Source organism: Hydrogenophaga sp. (genome assembly GCF_018780385.1).
Lineage (GTDB): Bacteria > Pseudomonadota > Gammaproteobacteria > Burkholderiales > Burkholderiaceae_C > Hydrogenophaga.
On the sequence record NZ_JADMJO010000003.1, the window covers coordinates 301,392 to 317,721 of the forward strand.

10 protein-coding genes are annotated in these 16,330 nt (G+C 66.5%); 8 read left to right on the forward strand and 2 right to left on the reverse strand.

All coding sequences use genetic code 11. The annotated features are described in order from the left end of the window. Positions 1-27: 27 nt before the first annotated feature. On the reverse strand, positions 28-300 hold the full coding sequence (locus tag IV113_RS02020) for a hypothetical protein (protein WP_291080310.1): 273 nt from the start codon (positions 298-300) through the stop codon (positions 28-30). Positions 301-490: 190 nt separating this feature from the next. Continuing rightward, the gene (locus IV113_RS02025; protein ID WP_291081153.1) at positions 491-2,275 is read right to left on the reverse strand and encodes an MFS transporter; all 1,785 of its coding nucleotides are present in this window, start codon (positions 2,273-2,275) and stop codon (positions 491-493) included. Positions 2,276-2,614: 339 nt separating this feature from the next. Between IV113_RS02025 and IV113_RS02030 the strand changes: the two genes are divergently transcribed. From IV113_RS02030 to IV113_RS02065, 8 genes are all read left to right on the forward strand, one after another. Next, positions 2,615-2,923 (forward strand): DUF485 domain-containing protein, encoded by a 309-nt coding sequence (locus tag IV113_RS02030; protein WP_291080312.1) that lies wholly within the window; start codon positions 2,615-2,617, stop codon positions 2,921-2,923. Further along, a complete protein-coding gene (locus tag IV113_RS02035) occupies positions 2,920-4,647 on the forward strand; it encodes a cation acetate symporter (RefSeq protein ID WP_291080314.1) in 1,728 nt (575 codons plus the stop codon). Before IV113_RS02030 ends, IV113_RS02035 begins: the two co-directional genes overlap by 4 nt. 129 nt (positions 4,648-4,776) lie before the next feature. Continuing rightward, positions 4,777-6,522 carry a hypothetical protein gene (locus IV113_RS02040; protein ID WP_291080316.1) on the forward strand — a complete coding sequence of 582 codons (1,746 nt, stop codon included), beginning with the start codon at positions 4,777-4,779 and terminating at the stop codon, positions 6,520-6,522. 127 nt (positions 6,523-6,649) lie between these two features. After that, positions 6,650-7,558, forward strand: coding sequence for a caspase family protein (locus tag IV113_RS02045; protein ID WP_291080318.1), 909 nt, complete (start codon positions 6,650-6,652; stop codon positions 7,556-7,558). A 58-nt stretch (positions 7,559-7,616) separates the two neighbouring features. Next, positions 7,617-8,573, forward strand: a complete 957-nt coding sequence (locus IV113_RS02050; protein ID WP_291080320.1) for an N-acetylmuramoyl-L-alanine amidase — start codon at positions 7,617-7,619, stop codon at positions 8,571-8,573. A 36-nt stretch (positions 8,574-8,609) separates the two neighbouring features. Continuing rightward, positions 8,610-14,219: a CHAT domain-containing protein gene (locus IV113_RS02055; RefSeq protein ID WP_291080322.1), complete on the forward strand. Its 5,610-nt coding sequence runs from the start codon at positions 8,610-8,612 to the stop codon at positions 14,217-14,219. Beyond that, a complete protein-coding gene (locus IV113_RS02060; RefSeq protein WP_291080324.1) occupies positions 14,216-15,271 on the forward strand; it encodes a toll/interleukin-1 receptor domain-containing protein in 1,056 nt (351 codons plus the stop codon). Before IV113_RS02055 ends, IV113_RS02060 begins: the two co-directional genes overlap by 4 nt. 18 nt (positions 15,272-15,289) lie before the next feature. After that, on the forward strand, positions 15,290-16,315 hold the full coding sequence (locus IV113_RS02065; protein WP_291080326.1) for a M12 family metallopeptidase: 1,026 nt from the start codon (positions 15,290-15,292) through the stop codon (positions 16,313-16,315). The last annotated feature ends 15 nt before the right edge of the window (positions 16,316-16,330 follow it).

A 16,330-nucleotide genomic window follows, 5' to 3' on the forward strand; every position in this document is an offset into this window, starting at 1 on the left:
AGGAATTTGAATCCGGGGGGAACAGATTCAGCGACGCAGTCGTGCGATCAATCTCGCAACGGCCAGCACCAATATCAAGATGATCAGGTTCGAGACAAGCCCGGCGAGGATGGCATGGGTGAGGCTTGCCGAGCCGCCTGGCATGGTGGTGGGCAGTATCACGGCCACGAACACCACACCGGCGAGCAAAGGCAAGACGCGCCCGGTCACAGGGGCAGTCCTGAGCATGGTGACCACCAAGGCAATGATCAGGCCGATGCGAAACACATCGGTCAATTGCGAGAACACGAGATCTATCACGGGGGCGTTTCCTTTGGGCTGGAACGGGCATCAGGCCCGCCATTGTCTGCACCTTGCAAATCCGACTCGGTGAGCCGAATCAGATTTGCGGGAAGCAGATCGACCATCTGCCCCACGGGGAGATGGTCGAATCGCAAAAGTGACCGGGCCAGGTCCGGAGTGGGACCAAGGCCGGGTCATCGAGTCGGCTTTACTTGGCGGAGTCGCCAGCGAAGATGTCTTTCTTGTGGGTACCGCCCGGCACGAACAGCGTGCCGATCACCACCGTCATGACCGCGATCACGATGGCGTACCACAAGCCCGAGTAGATGTTGCCGGTCTGGGCAGAGATCGCGAAGGCGGTCGCTGGCATCAGGCCACCGAACCAGCCGTTGCCGATGTGATACGGCAGCGACAGACCCGAGTAGCGGATGCGGGTGGGGAACAGTTCGACCAGCATCGCAGCAATCGGACCGTAAACCATCGTCACCAGGATGACGAGGTAGGTCAGGATGGCGACGATCGTGAGCTTCTGCGCGGAGAAGATGTCGAAGAAGTGCTGCGCCTTGGCTATTGATGTGTTGTCGGCTGGCACCAGCGGATAACCCGCCTGCTTCAGGGCAGCGTTCAGGCTGGAGTCGAAGGTGGCTTTCGCCTTCTTCAGATCGTCGCCGGTCAGCTTGCTCGCGTCGTACGACGGGATCGCGGTTTCACCCACTTTCACCGTGGCCAAGGTGCCCACTGCGCCCTCGATGGTTTCGTAGTTCACAGAGGTCCGGGCCAGCTGCGCCTTGGCGATGTCGCAAGACGACGTGAACTTGACCGTGCCCGTGGGGTTGAACTGGAACGAGCAGTCGGTCGGCGACACGGTCACCGTGACCGGGGTCTGGTGCGCCGCGTACAACGCCGGGTTGGCGGTCTTGGTCAAGAGGGTGAACACAGGCAGGAAGGTGATCGCCCCGAGCAAGCAGCCAGCCAGAATGATCGGCTTGCGGCCGATGCGGTCAGACAGTGCGCCGAAGACCAGGAAGCCACCGGTGCCGAGAATCAGCGACCACGCCACCATGACGTTGGCGGTGAAGCTGTCGACCTTGATCACGTTCTGCATGAAGAACAGCGCGTAGAACTGGCCGGTGTACCAGACAACGGCCTGACCTGCGACCAGGCCGAACAACGCGAGAAGGGCGATCTTGCCGTTTTTCCAGTTGCCGAAGGCTTCGCTCAGCGGAGCTTTGGACGTGCGGCCTTCTTCCTTCATCTTCTTGAAGGCCGGGCTCTCATTCATCTGCAAGCGGATGTAGAGCGAGATGGCCAGCAGGAAGATCGAGCCGATGAAGGGAATGCGCCAGCCCCAGGCGTTGAACGCCTTGACCATGGTCGGGTTGCCGTCGGCCATCAGAACGGCGACGCCATCCTTCATCAGGGCCACGTCGGGATAGGCTCCGTTGACATAGCCTTGCACCGCCAGAATGACGATCAGCGACAACAGCAGACCCAGCGTGGCGGTGGTCTGGATGAAGGCGGTGAAATAGCCGCGCTGGTTGGCCGGTGCATGTTCGGCCACGTAAATCGCCGCGCCACCGTACTCGCCGCCCAGAGCCAGGCCCTGCGCCATGCGCAACAGGATCAGGATGATGGGCGCAGCCGTGCCGATGCTTTCATAGTTGGGCAGGATGCCCACCAGAAAGGTTGAAAGGCCCATGATGACGATGGTCATCAGGAAGGTGTACTTGCGGCCGATCATGTCGCCCAGCATGCCGAACACCAGCGCACCGAACGGGCGCACGATGAAACCGGCGGCAAAGGCCAGCAGCGCGAACACGTTGCGTGTGCTCTCGGGAAACGCCGTGAAGAACTGCGCCCCGATGATGGCGGCCAGCGAACCATAGAGATAGAAGTCGTACCACTCGAAAATGGTGCCCGCCGAAGAGGCCATGATGACCTTCTTCTCTTCGCGGGTCATCGGGCGGGATCGTTCCCGCACATTCGTCGTCATGTCAGCTGATGCCATGTTGCTTGCTCCATGTATGTCCGGCACGTTGGCCCGACGGTTCTCATCCGCGGGCGTTTGCGGATGAGTTTTGTTACTCCGGCGGCGAGTGTGTGGTGGCTTTCTTACTGAAAAATTGCAAGCGTCGAGTCACGGCTTGAATCTAGGGAAAGTCCCTAGTCGAACACTGCCTCGCAGACGTTTAGCTCCCAAAAAGAGAGCATTCCATCCCGCTGTGTGGGTTAGCGGACAGACGCAGTGTCAGCGTCGCGTCATCGTGAGGTCAGTGGTGGGTAAGAGTCCCGATCTACGCTGGGCCTCCGCTTCAACACACGAGGAGACCCCATGCAAGATGACATGGTCCAACGCATCCTGAGCCATCCGAAATACCAGGAGCTCAAGGCCAAACGATCCAGTTTCGGCTGGTGGCTCACACTGGCGATGATGGTCGTGTACTACGGCTTCATCCTGCTCGTGGCCTTCAACAAGGAATTCCTCTCGCAGCGCCTGGGTGACGGCGTGATGACGATCGGCATTCCCATCGGCTTCGGCGTCATCGTTTTCACCATCGTCATCACGGCGATCTATGTGCGGCGTGCCAACACCGAGTTCGACGATCTCTCCAACGCAATCGCGCAGGCGGTGGCGAAATGAAGCACCGGTCTTCCCACCTGCGCCGCGTTCTCACGCTGCTGGCCCTCTTCGGTGTGTCGGCGGTTGTGTGGGCCGCTGGTGCCGACCTCGGGCAGTCCGAGAAACAGGCCACCAACTGGACCGCGATCGGCATGTTCGGCGCGTTCGTGCTGGCTACGCTGTTCATCACCAAATGGGCGGCTGCCAAGACCAAATCGGCCTCGGACTTCTACACCGCTGGCGGCGGCATCACGGGCTTTCAGAACGGTCTGGCGATCGCGGGCGACTACATGTCGGCGGCCTCCTTCCTCGGCATTTCCGCCGCGGTGATGGCCAGCGGCTTTGACGGCCTGATCTATTCCATTGGCTTCCTCGTGGGTTGGCCCGTCATCACCTTCCTGATGGCCGAGCGGCTGCGCAACCTGGGCAAGTTCACCTTCGCCGACGTGGCCGCCTTCCGCTTCAACCAGACGCCGATCCGCATCTTCGCGGCCTCGGGCACGCTGGTGGTGGTGGCCTTTTATCTGATCGCTCAGATGGTGGGCGCGGGCCAGTTGATCAAGCTGCTGTTTGGTCTGGAGTACTGGATCGCCGTGGTGATCGTGGGCGCGCTCATGATGGTCTATGTGCTGTTCGGCGGCATGACCGCCACCACCTGGGTGCAGATCATCAAGGCCTGCCTGCTGCTGGGTGGTGCCTCGTTCATGGCGCTCTCGGTGCTGTGGCACTTCGGCTTCAGCCCCGAGGCCATGTTCGCCGGTGCGGTGAAGATCAAGACCGACCTGGCCCTGAAGGACGGCAAGACCGCGGAGGTGGCCGCCGCGTTGGGGCAGTCCATCATGGGGCCGGGCAATTTCGTCAAGGACCCGATCTCGGCCATCAGCTTCGGCATGGCGCTGATGTTCGGCACCGCAGGCCTGCCGCACATCCTCATGCGCTTCTTCACCGTGCCCAGCGCCAAGGAAGCGCGCAAGTCGGTCATGTGGGCCACCGGGTGGATCGGCTACTTCTACCTGCTGACTTTCATCATCGGTTTCGGTGCCATCACCTTCGTGTTGACCAATCCTTCGTTCCTTGATGCCGCGGGCGGCCTGATCGGCGGCAACAACATGGCGGCGGTGCATCTGGCCAACGCGGTGGGCGGCAACGTGTTCCTGGGCTTCATCTCGGCCGTGGCTTTTGCCACCATCCTCGCGGTGGTCGCCGGTCTCACGCTCTCCGGGGCCTCGGCCGTCTCGCACGACATCTACGCCACCGTCGTCAAAAAGGGCAAGGCCGATTCGGCGTCCGAGCTGCGCGTGTCCAAGATCACCACCATCTGCCTGGGCATCGTGGCGGTGTTGCTGGGCATTGCCTTCGAGAAGCAGAACATCGCCTTCATGGTGTCCTTGGCCTTCGCTATTGCAGCCTCGGCCAACTTCCCCGTGCTGTTCATGAGCGTGCTGTGGAAAGACTGCACGACCAAGGGCGCGGTGATCGGCGGCTTCCTGGGCCTGATCTCCTCCGTGGCGCTGACCGTCGTCTCGCCATCGGTGTGGGAAGTGACGCTGGGCAACCCGAAAGGCTCGGCGCTGTTCCCCTACGCCTCGCCCGCCCTCTTCTCCATGACCATCGGCTTCGTGGGCATCTGGCTCTTCTCCATCCTGGACACCAGCCAGCGCGCCAAGGTCGATCGGGCGGGCTTCCTCGCACAACAGGTGCGCTCGGAAACGGGCATCGGCGCATCGGGCGCGTCCGGGCACTGAGTCCCTCTACAAGCGGTGCGCCCATGGGTTGCACTGCCCCCACTCAAAGGCTGCCTGGTTTCCTCTGGCGGCCTTTTTTCGTACGATCGCCGCGAATCCCCGGCATCAACACCACGCAAGGCGAACCGAGTGACGCCCGACGACGAACTGAACACCACGCAATGGGCCGCAGCCATCGCCGTCATGCTTGCGTTGCTGGTGCCGCTGGCGGCAGCGCTGGCCGTGTGGTTCAAGAAGCGCTATGCGAAAGCGGTGGTGCGGCTGCAGTCCGACACGGCCGGACTTGCCGTGCCGCCACAGCACACGGTGCAGGGTTCCAAGCCGGTCCAACAAGACACGGCGGAGCTGCCCGCCCTCGTGCAGCGTGTTCTGCCAGCCAACGCCTTCTCGCGCGCAGGGGTCGAGCACGACCCCACCGACCCCGCTCGCAGGTTGCGCAGGCGCGTGTTGCTGCTGCAGTTCACTGCGGGCCTGCTGTACTGGTGGACGCTGCTTCTGGTGGTGGTCATCGCGTTCGCCTACCTGGACAGCGTGACGAACGAGCGAACCCCCAACAGCGATGCCTTGCCGGCTTTCGTGATGCACCTGCTGCTGTGGCCCCTGCTCTTCCTGCCGGTCGCCCTGGCGTGGGCCTTTCAGGCCGGTCTGCCCGAGCGACGGGTGTGGACGGCGACGGGCATTGCCATGGCCGCCTTCGCGGTGGGCATGGCGGTCAGCGGCATGGGCTGGCTGGTCGGTGGCGGATTTGCACTCGCCTGCGCCCTGCTCGCCGTGATGCTGGCGACCTTCGTCCGGCCGGCGGTGCGAGGCGCCGGGCCCCCACTGGTGGCCGCCTTCACGGTGGGCCTGCTGAGCTTCTATGCCTTGGTGTGGCTGGGCACCCTGCTCGACCCATCGCCCGAAGAAGAGCTCGTGGGCTGGATCGACTGGGGGCTGGCCCTGCTCGTTTTTTCGACCTTGCTGGGCGCTGCGGCCTTCGCGTCGTGGCGCATGTTGCTGCGTCTGGCGCGCCGCTACGCCGACAAACGCTTCAGCGAACTGCAGCTGGCGCTGGGCGCCTACTGGTCACTCATCACCGCCTTCTCGCTGGCGCTGGTGTTGCTGCTCTCGTTCGACGAGCGCACCGGCGCCAGCATGGAGTGGCTCGGCCTGGCCATGCTGATCGTGTGGGTGGTGTGGCGCTGGTTGCTGCGCCTGGCTCTGCAGATCGCGGTGCGCAAGGCCCCCGCGCCGCTGGGCCCCTTGCTGCTGCTGCGCGTGTTCAAGCCGTCGAGCCGCTCCGAAGCGTTCACCGACCGCTTCCTCGCACGCTGGCGTTTTGCGGCGCCGGTGTGGATGATCGCCGGCCCCGATCTAGCGGGCGCCTACATGGAGCCCGACGAATTTTTCGCCTTCCTGCGCCGCCGGTTGCACGAACGCTTCATCACCCATGCAGACCAGTTGCCGCAGGCCCTGGCTGCCTTGGACAACGCACGGGATCCCGACGGGCGCTTTCGCGTGAGCGAACTCTTCTGCGCCAACACCACCTGGCAGGCCACCGTGCTCGCGCTGATCGAGCGCGCCGGTGTGGTGATGCTCGATCTGCGCGAGTACACACCCGAGCGCGCCGGCACGCACTTCGAGCTGGAAGCACTGCTGCGCCGCGCGCCGCTGCACAAGGTGCTGCTGGTGGTGGGTCCGCACGAGAAGTTGCCGCAGCTGCAGGCGGGCATCGACACGATCTGGCAGTCGGTGGCAAGCCAGCGGCCGGTGGCAGCACGCCCCGCGACCCTGAACATCGTGCAGATCGGATCGGGCAGCGATGCAGAGATGTGGGGGCTGTTTCGCGCGGCAGCGGCGGCCGCAACAGCCCATGATCCCCAGCGCAAGGAGTAGCTCGAAAGCACCGCAAATGGGACATTCGCTTACAACTTGCGATTTGCTTCATAAGGACAAAGCGCCCAGAATTTGTGACAGATTGCACAGTTCGAACAATTTGAAACAGCCATCCCGGGGAGTTCAAATGGCCAGCAAGAAAGCGTCTGTCCCGACAACAAAAAAGCCCCAGGCCATGTCGCTGCACATCGGCATCAACGAAGTCAGCGCAGCCGACTACGAGGGCTGGACGGGACCACTGGCCGCCTGTGAGTTCGATGCGCACGACATGGCGGCCATCGCAAAGTCAAGTGGCATGAAAAGCACGCTGCTGATCACCAAAAAGGCCACGCGGTCCAACCTGCTGGCGGCCTTGCGCAAAGCGGCCAAAGCCTTGGTCGCGGGTGACTTCTTCTTCATGAGTTTTTCCGGCCACGGCGGACAGGTGCCCGACGTGAGCGGAGAAGAAGACGACAAGCAGGACGAGACCTGGTGCCTGTACGACGGCCAGCTCATCGACGACGAGCTCTACTTCGAGCTCAGCAAGTTCAAGGCGGGTGTGCGCCTCTTCGTGGTGTCGGACAGTTGCCATAGTGGCACGGTGGTGCGCGCCGGGCGGCCTCCACCCGGCACACCCGCGCAGCGCCCGCGCATCATGCCGCCGGCCGTGGGCATGCGCGTTTATGCGGCGCACAAGGCGTTCTACGACAAGCTGCAAACCGAGGTGGCCAAGGCCGCGGGCGCACGCGTGAGCGACCCCGACACAGCGCTGGCCAATGTGACGGTGAGCAACCGGCTCACCGCCATCGTCAAGGAATTCAAGCCCTCGGTCATCCTCATCTCGGGTTGCCAGGACAACCAGTTTTCCATGGACGGCGACCACAACGGCGCGTTCACCGAACAACTGCTGCGCGTATGGAACAACGGCGCGTTCACCGGCAGCTACGCGCGTTTTCACGCACTCGTCCGCGCGGGCCTGCCGCCCAGCCAGTCACCCAACCTCTTCACGCTGGGCCCGGCGGCCGCATTCCTGAAACAGACACCGTTCAGCGCCTGAGCGCACCGTGCGGCGCGACGGTGCCTTGTACGCCGTCGGCAACCCAAGGGAGGGCTTCATGCTCGGCATCCAGAACCACCGCCTCACCGGCCCCGACGTGAGCTTCCGGCCCACCCCCAATGTGGGCGGTGCCATGCGCCCGCAGTTCGTGGTGTTGCACTACACCGCCGGGCGCACGCTGGAGAGTTCGGTGGAGTCGCTGTGCACAAAGAAGCCGCAGGGCAATGCTTCCTCGCACATCGTGCTAGGTCGTGACGGCCGCATCGTGCAGCTTGCGCCCTTCAACGCCGTCACCTGGCACGCCGGCGTGAGCCAGTGGAACGGCATCGACGGCCTGAACCACCACGCCATCGGCATCGAGATGGACAACGCCGGCCTCTTGCACCGCGAGGGCGAACGCTGCGTCTCGTGGTTTGGCAAGGCCTACCCCGACAACGAGGTGGTGGTGGCCGAACACCGACACGGTGGTGGTGTGCGGCCGTGGCACAACTTCACCGAGGTGCAGATCGAACGAGCCCTGCAACTGTGCGAAGTGCTGGTGGCGCACTACGGCCTGAAGGATGTGCTGGGCCACGAAGACATTGCGCGCGGACGCAAGGTGGACCCGGGCCCGGCCTTTCCGCTGGCCGCGGTGCGCAGCCGCGCGCTGGGCCGTGGCGGGGACGCGGCGGTTCGACTGGTGGTCACCTCGACCACCCTGAACATCCGCAGCGGACCGAGCGCCGATTTCCCCAAGGTCGCCCCCGCGCTGAAGCGCGGCGCCGAGCTGGTGCTGCTCGAACCCCAGGACCGCTGGAGCCGCGTGGCCGTGGTGGGCGTCACCGATCTCGAAGGCTGGGTGTGCAACGACTTCGTGGCGCGCCAGGCGGCCACGCGCTCGGGAGCCGGTGTGCTGTCGCGCTCGCAGCGCGCCGTGCCGGTGGCGACCCGAGCCAGAGCCCCGGCCAGCGCTCCGGCCAAAAAGCGGGCAGCGCCAGCGAAGAAATCCAACACCACCACCCGCGCCCGGCGCTGAGTTCAGGCGCGCGCACCCGCTGCAGAAAGTGCATTCATGACCACCGCGTCCGACCCCATCACCTTCATCGTTCGCGGTCAACCGCAGCCAGCCTCGAGCGCCACGCGCGGCAGGGGGCCGGGTGCCGCGGCTTCGTTTGGCGGGCGGGGGCAGACCACGCAGCGCGTGCAGGTGGGCGCCACCCGTGGCAGCAGCGACGTGGTGCGCCTCACCGCCCGCCCGGGGCTGGATGCGGTGGTGCTGCACATCACCAACGGCCCCTCGCTCATGCTCCACCCGGAGACCGCGCGCGATCTCATGCTCGCGCAATCGGGTCTCACGCGCAGCGGTGTCGAAACACAACTCCGCAGCCGCTCCAGCGGCAGCGCCACCAGTGCCGAGATCAACGTGCCAGCTCAGCTCGGCTGGCAGGGCCTGGAGCAGGCCGGCGCTTCGCGCGGCACCTCGCGGGGTCGCCTGGGTGATGTGCTGCTCTCCGCTGTCGAGGTGGTCACCGGCTTGCTGCTGGAGCCCGCTTCGCGCATCACGGCCGCCAAGATCGCGGCGCGGGTCGACAGCCAGGTTGAAGCCGGCCTGTACCCGCTGTCGGCGGAGAGCTTTGCCACCGCGCTCAAGGGCAACGGCCATCTGCTGTCGAGCCTGCCCGCCCCCACACCGGCCGATGCACCGCTGCTCGTGCTGTTGCACGGCACCTTCTCGGAAACCCACGGCACCTTCGGCAAGCTGTGGCAACACCATCCCAACAAGGTGCGCGAGCTGTTTGCGCGGTATGGCAACCGGGTCTACGGCTTCGACCATCCCACGCTGATGGCCAGCCCGATCGACAACGCGCTGCTGCTCGCCCGCTCGCTGCCCAAAGGCGCACGCCTGCACCTGCTCACCCACTCACGCGGCGGGTTGGTGGCCGAGGTGCTGGCACGCGTGTGCGCGCGCCCCGAGCTCGACGAAAAATCGCTCGCTCCGTTCAAGGCACCAGACCACCGCAGCCAGCTGAGAGCCCTGCGCGACCTGGCCGCCGAGCTCAAGGGGCGCGACATCCGGGTCGAGCGCGTGGTGCGCGTGGCCTGCCCGGCGCGCGGCACGCTGCTGGCGTCCAAACGGCTCGATGCCTACGTGTCGGTGCTCAAGTGGTCATTTGAACTGGCTGCCATTCCGGTGGCGCCCACACTGATCGACTTCATTGGCGAAGTGGCCAGCCAGCGCACCGACCCGACCCTGATGCCCGGCCTCGAATGCATGATGCCCGAGAGCCCGTTGGTGCAGTGGCTGCACGCCAGTGAAGGCGCGGACGCGGGCCCACTCCCGGGCCAGTTGCGTGTGGTCGCCGGCGACATCCAGGGCGACTCCATCACCTCCTGGGTCAAGACCCTGCTGGCCGACGCCTTCTACTGGACCGACAACGACCTGGTGGTGCAGACGCGATCGATGTACGGCGGCACACCGCGCGCGCCCACGGGTGGCCATGCGGCAGCCACCTTCGTGCTGGAGCGCGGTGGCAAGGTCACGCACTTCAGCTACTTCAGCGAGCCTCGCTCGGCCGAAGCGATCTGCAACGCGCTGGTGCAGGACTCCCCGGCGGGCTTCCAGCCGATCGGCCCGATGTCCTGGGCGGGAAGCTCCAGCGACGGCCTGCGCGGCATGCCCCGCTCGTCCGGCGCGCCACCCGCCTCCGAGCGGCCCGCCGTGATCATGCTGCCGGGCATCCTGGGCAGCCACCTCGCGGTGGATGGCAAGCGCGTCTGGTTGAGTGCGCGCATCCTCGGCGGCCTGGGGCGCCTGGCCTACCCCGATGCGGGTGGGCGCGTGTTGCCCGATGGCGCCATCGGCACGGTGTACGACGACCTGGCCACCTTTCTGTCCGCGACCCACGAGGTCATCGAGTTCTCGTTCGACTGGCGCCGCCCCATCGAGGAAGAAGCCCTGCGCCTGGCCGACGTGATGGACCAGGCCCTGGCCGCGCGCGCCACCAGCGGCCAGCCGGTGTGCCTGCTGACACATTCCATGGGAGGCCTGGTGGCGCGCACCGTGCAGCTGGAGCGTCCCGATGTTTGGCAGCGCTGGCTGGAGCGCGCGGGCTCACGCTTGCTGATGCTGGGCACACCCAACGGCGGCTCGTTCGCGCCCATGCAGGTGCTCTCGGGCGACGACACCATGGGCAACGCGCTGTCTGCCTTCGGCATGCCGTTTCAGGACCACAAGGCGCGCCGCCTCATGGCGGCGATGCCCGGCTTCCTGCAGCTGCAAGCCGGCCTGCTCGACCCCGCGCTGGGCCTGGCGCAAAGCGAGCGCTGGCAGGCGCTGGCCGACCAGGACATGAAGACACTGGAAGACGCGAACTTCTGGCACAGCGTGGAAAGCCAGCGCGCCATCTACCGCTGGGGCGTGCCGTCGCAAGAGGTGCTGGACCGCGCCGTGGCGTTGCGCCGCCGGCTGGACCAGCAGCGCGATGCCGCTCTGCCCGGCTTTCGCGACCGGCTGCTGATGGTGGTGGGCCACGCGCGCTTCACACCGGCCAGCTTCGAGATCGATGCGCGCGAAGGCCTGGTCTACCTGGACCAGCCCGAGGGCGGGGACGGCCGGGTGACCCTGGAGAACGCCTTGCTGCCCGGGGTGCGCGCCTGGCGGGTGGACGGCACCCACGGCGACTTGCCGGACGCTTCGGCGGCCTTCGCGGCCTACCTGGAACTGCTGCAACACGGCGACACCCAGCGCCTGCCTGTGGTGGGCACTGAACCCATGACACGTGGCGGCGGCTCTGCATCTGCGCTGGTGCGCAGCCGCCCCTCACGCCAGCGCAGCACCGTCGTGCAGCCACCCACGGGGCTGGGCGAAGTGCTGGCGCCGGCCACCGAGGTGGCCATCCGCACCGAAGCACCGCAGAGTGCGCTGCGCATCAGCGTGCACAACGCCAACCTCAAGTTCATCAGCACGCCCTTGTTGGTGGGCCACTACTTTTCGTCCGCCCTCAGCGGCAGCGAGGCGGTGGTGGACCGTTTCATCGGCGGCGTCATGTCGGCGTCGCTGGCGGCAGGCCTGTACCCGGAAGCACCCGGCACGCACCAGATCTTCGTCAACAACCGGCAAGACCCGGACAGCCCGCTCGCGCTGCCCCGCCCGCCCCATGTGGTGGTGGCCGGCCTGGGCACCGAAGGCAAGCTCAAGAGCGCCATGCTGACCCACACCGTTCGCCAGGCCACGCTGGCATGGGCCCAGCGGGTGGCCGAGACCGGCGGCGCCACCCACTTCGAGCTGGCCGCCACGCTGATGGGCAGCGGTGGCAGCGGCATCACCGTGAGCACCTCGTCGCAAGCAGTGGCGCAGGGCGTTCGCGAGGCCAATGAAAAGCTCAGCGCAGGCGGCTGGCCGCTGGTGAGCCACCTGCGTCTGGTGGAGCTCTTCCTCGACCGGGCCACCGAAGCCTGGGGCGCCCTGACGCTGCTGGCCGCCGCCGCCCCCGACCATTTCACGATCGCGCCCACCATCATCTCGGGCGTGGGTGCCCTGCGCAGACCGCTGGACAACGGCTACCGCGGCACCGCGTACGACTTCATCAGCGCGGTGACCGTGATCGACGAGACGGGCGAGCCCAGCATCGTCTACACGCTGGACACGCAGCGCGCGCGCGCCGAGGTGCGGGCGCAGGCCACGCAGGCGCGGCTGGTGGGCGAACTGGTGCGGCGCGCCTCCAACGACGCCAACCGCGACCGCAACATCGGCCGCACGCTGTTTCAGTTGCTGGTGCCGGTGGAGATGGAGTCCAGCCTGGGCGGCACGACCGAGCTGCTGCTGGAGCTCGACGACGGCACGGCCGCCATTCCGTGGGAGTTGCTGGACGCACCCGACGATGGCCGCGGTGGGCCCGAGGCGCCCTGGGCCATCCGCAACAAGTTGCTGCGTCGCCTGCGCACCGTTGCCTTCCGCACCCAGGTGAGCGACGCGAGGCTGGAAGACTCTGTGCTGGTGATCGGCGAGCCCCTGTGCGACCCGCTGCTGTACCCGCCGCTGCCGGCCGCGCGCACCGAGGCCCAGGCGGTGGTGGAAGCCCTGAGCGGGCAGCTGGGGCTGGACGCGTCCCGCGTGCATTCGCTGATCGCGCCCGACGACGGCCTGGGACCCGATGCCGCGGCCGTGACCACCGCCCTGCTGCAGCGGCGATACCGCGTCGTGCACATTGCCGGCCACGGCGAGCCCGAACTGGAGCGCCCCGGCAAACCACCGCTGCTGCGCGGCGTGGTGCTCAGCGACAACACCTTTCTGGGCCCACGCGAGGTGCAGGCCATGCGGGTCGTGCCCGAGCTGGTGTTCCTCAACTGCTGTCACCTCGCCGCCGACCCCGACAAGCTGCTCAAGGGCGGCTACGACCGTGCGCAGTTTGCCGCCGGCGTGGCCAAACAATTGATCCGCATCGGTGTGCGTTGCGTGGTGGCCGCGGGCTGGGCGGTGGAAGACGACGCCGCCAACGCGTTCGCCACCGAGTTCTACCGCGCGCTGCTGTCGGGAAGACGCTTCATGGACGCGGTGCAGGCCGCCCGCGTGGCCGCCTACACCGTCAGCCCACTGGGCAACACCTGGGCCGCCTACCAGTGCTACGGCGACCCCGACTGGGTGTGGCAGCGCAACGAAACCGACACGCGGCGCACCCCTCCCCCGCTGTCCAAGCTCTACGCCGGCATCGCCTCACCGGTGGCGCTGGCCCTGGCCCTGGAAACGCTGGCGGTGCAGAGCACCACCCAGGGGGCGGCGCCCGAATCGCAACGCGAAAAGATCCGCTACCTCGAATCCCGTTTCGACAGCGAATGGGGCGGCATGGGCGCGGTGGCCGAGGCCTACGGCGTGGCCTGGGCCGCAGCGCGCGACATCGAGCGGGCACTGCACTGGTACCGCCGCGCGGTGGCGGCCAACGACGGCAGCGCGTCCGTGAAAGCCAACGAACAGCTGGCCAACCTGGGCGCGCGCCAGGCCTGGGCGCGGCTGGAGGCCGCGGGGCGCCAGGGGTCCAAGCCGGCGGCCCTGAAGGCCTTGGTGGAGCAAGGGCGCGTGGAGATCGCGCAGGCCATCGCGATCCTGGACGCGCTGGTGACGCTGTCGCCCACGGTCGAGCGTGAAAGCCTGCTGGGTTCGACCTGGAAACGCATGGCCCGGCTCGAAGGCATGGCGGGCGCGTCGGCAGCCGCTGCCAAGGCCCACGCGGTCGACCGCATGGCCGAGCACTACCGCCGGGCCGAGGCCCTGGCCTTGCAAAGCGGTCAGGCCGATCTCTTCTACCCCGCGCTGAACCTGGTGGCCGCCGAGCTGCTGACACGCGGACGCGATCGTCAGTGGCCGGGCTTCGGCGCGGAGCGCCTGCAGCGGGTGCGCCAGAGCCTGGAGCGCCAACAACGCGAAGACCCGGACTTCTGGAGCGTGGTGGGATTGCCCGAGCTCAGCGTGTACGAAGCCCTGGCCAACCACTCGCTGGTGGCGCAGTTGCCCAACATCCTGAGCAGCTTCGACGACATGCACCAGCGCGCCGGCACCGCCTGGATGTGGGCTTCGGTGGCCGACCAGTTCGGTTTCGTGCTGGAGCACCTCGATGGCGTCACCAGCGCCGACCAGCAGGCCGCGGATGAGTTGCTGGGTGTCTTGAACCGATACGCCGCCGAATGAACCGCATCTTCATCAGCTACCGGTCGTCCGACGGCAAGAAGGACGCCGACCGGCTGTGCGCCGATCTCAGCCGGCTCTACGGCGAAGACCAGGTGTTCTTCGACAAGCAGGACCTGCGGGGCGGGCATTCGTGGCGCAGCGCCATCATGGCGGCACTGGGCACGCAGCCGGTGGTGCTGCTGCTGGTCACACCCGATCTGCTGGGCATGGCGCACCCCGAAGGCGGCCGGCGCATCGACCGGGACGACGATCCCATTCGCGGTGAAGTGCTCACCGCGCAGTCCCACGGAGCGACCATCATCCCGCTGCTGACCGAGGGTGTGTTGATGCCGGCCACCGGCGACATCCCCGCGCAGCTCCGGTTCCTCAAAGAGTCACATGCGCTCAAGCTGCGCACCGAAGACTGGGCGGGCGACCTGCACAAGATCGTGGTCGACCTCGCCAGCCACGGCATCAACCCGCTGGTGCCGCACTCCGAGAAGGATGTCCCGGCCAAACGAGGTTGGATGCAACGCATGCAGCGCGGCTTCATGTGGATTGGCGGCATCTTCGTGGGGCTGGTGGTCATCGGCTTGCTGCTGCCCGAGGAAGAGGAAGCCGTGCCCGCACCGGCCCCGTTCGTATCACCGCCCGCGCCTGCGGCTGTGCCCGGCCAGAACACCCGCGATGTGTCGGGCATGTGGTGGTCGATCGACGAAGACAACCGGCGCCTGCGCGTGCAGTTCACCGTGAACAACGGCGCGATCGAACTGCAGACCGATGCCTTTCCCATTGCCTGGTACCCGCGATGGCAGGCCTACGCCCAAAGCGTGCGGCCCATGGGCCTCGTGGTCAACGACGTGCGCTACGTCGGCCACGGCGTGCTCACCAACGTGATGGGGGTGCCGCGCATCGAGATTCCCGTCCAGGCCGTCACCGGCGACGGCCGTGGACCGCTGGACACCGGCAGCGTGGTGCTCAGCGCCAGCGCCGACGGGCGTGAACTCACCGGCCAGCTCTGGAGCAACGGCGAACAGGCCGACACCCCGCTGCGGCTGGTGCGAAATCCCTGAAACCGCAAGGAGGCCACCATGACCAAACTCGTCCATGTCTGTACCCAGCGCTTGCTGCCCGCCGAACTCATGCAGTTCCAGCCCACGGTGCGCAGCCGCGGCCGCACGCGCGCCATCATGCCGCTGGGCAAACTCTGGATGAACGGCAGCACACTGCGGGTGCGCTTCATCGGCGGCACGGCGGCGCAGCAAGACAAGGTGCGCGAGCAGGCCCAGTGGTGGACGGCGCACGCCAACCTGACCTTCGAGTTCAACAACGCCTTTGATGCGGAAATCCGCATCAGCTTCGACCCGGCCAAAGGCGCGTGGTCTTACGTGGGCACCGACAACCGCAGCATCCCGCTGGACCAACCCACCATGAACCTGGGCTTCATGGACGGCGGCACGGTGGCGCACGAGTTCGGCCACGCCATCGGGCTCATGCACGAACACCAGAACCCGGCCGGTGGCATCGAGTGGAACGAAGCCGCCGTGATCAGCGACCTTTCGGGCCCGCCCAACAACTGGAGCGAATCCACCATCCGCCACAACGTGCTGAACAAGTACCGCGCCGACCAGATCAACGGCACTACCTTCGACCCCGACTCGGTGATGCTGTACTTCTTTCCGAGTAGTTGGGTACAAAGCGGCGTGGGCACACGGGCCAACCCCGTGCTCTCGGCGCTGGACAAGGCCTTCATCGGTGGCGCGAAGGCCTACCCCAAGTCCGCACCCACGCTGCTCGATGCACAGGAGCTGATGATCGGCGCCCTGCGCCGCACCTCGGCCGCCATCGGCAAGGCGGGCGAGGAAGACCTGTTTCAGTTCAACGTGAAGACCGGCGGCAGCCACATCGTGGACACGCGGGGCCCCACCGACGTGGTGATGAAGCTCTTCGGGCCGGACAGCCCCACCGCCGTGATTGCCGAGGACGACGACAGCGGTGTGGACACCAACGCGCTGATCCGCGCCAGCCTCATCCCGGGCCGCTACTACGTGCAGGTCCGCCACTACAACAAGGCCAGTGGCATGGGCAACTACACCCTGAAGGTACGGCGGAGTTAACGGAAGTCACCCCCG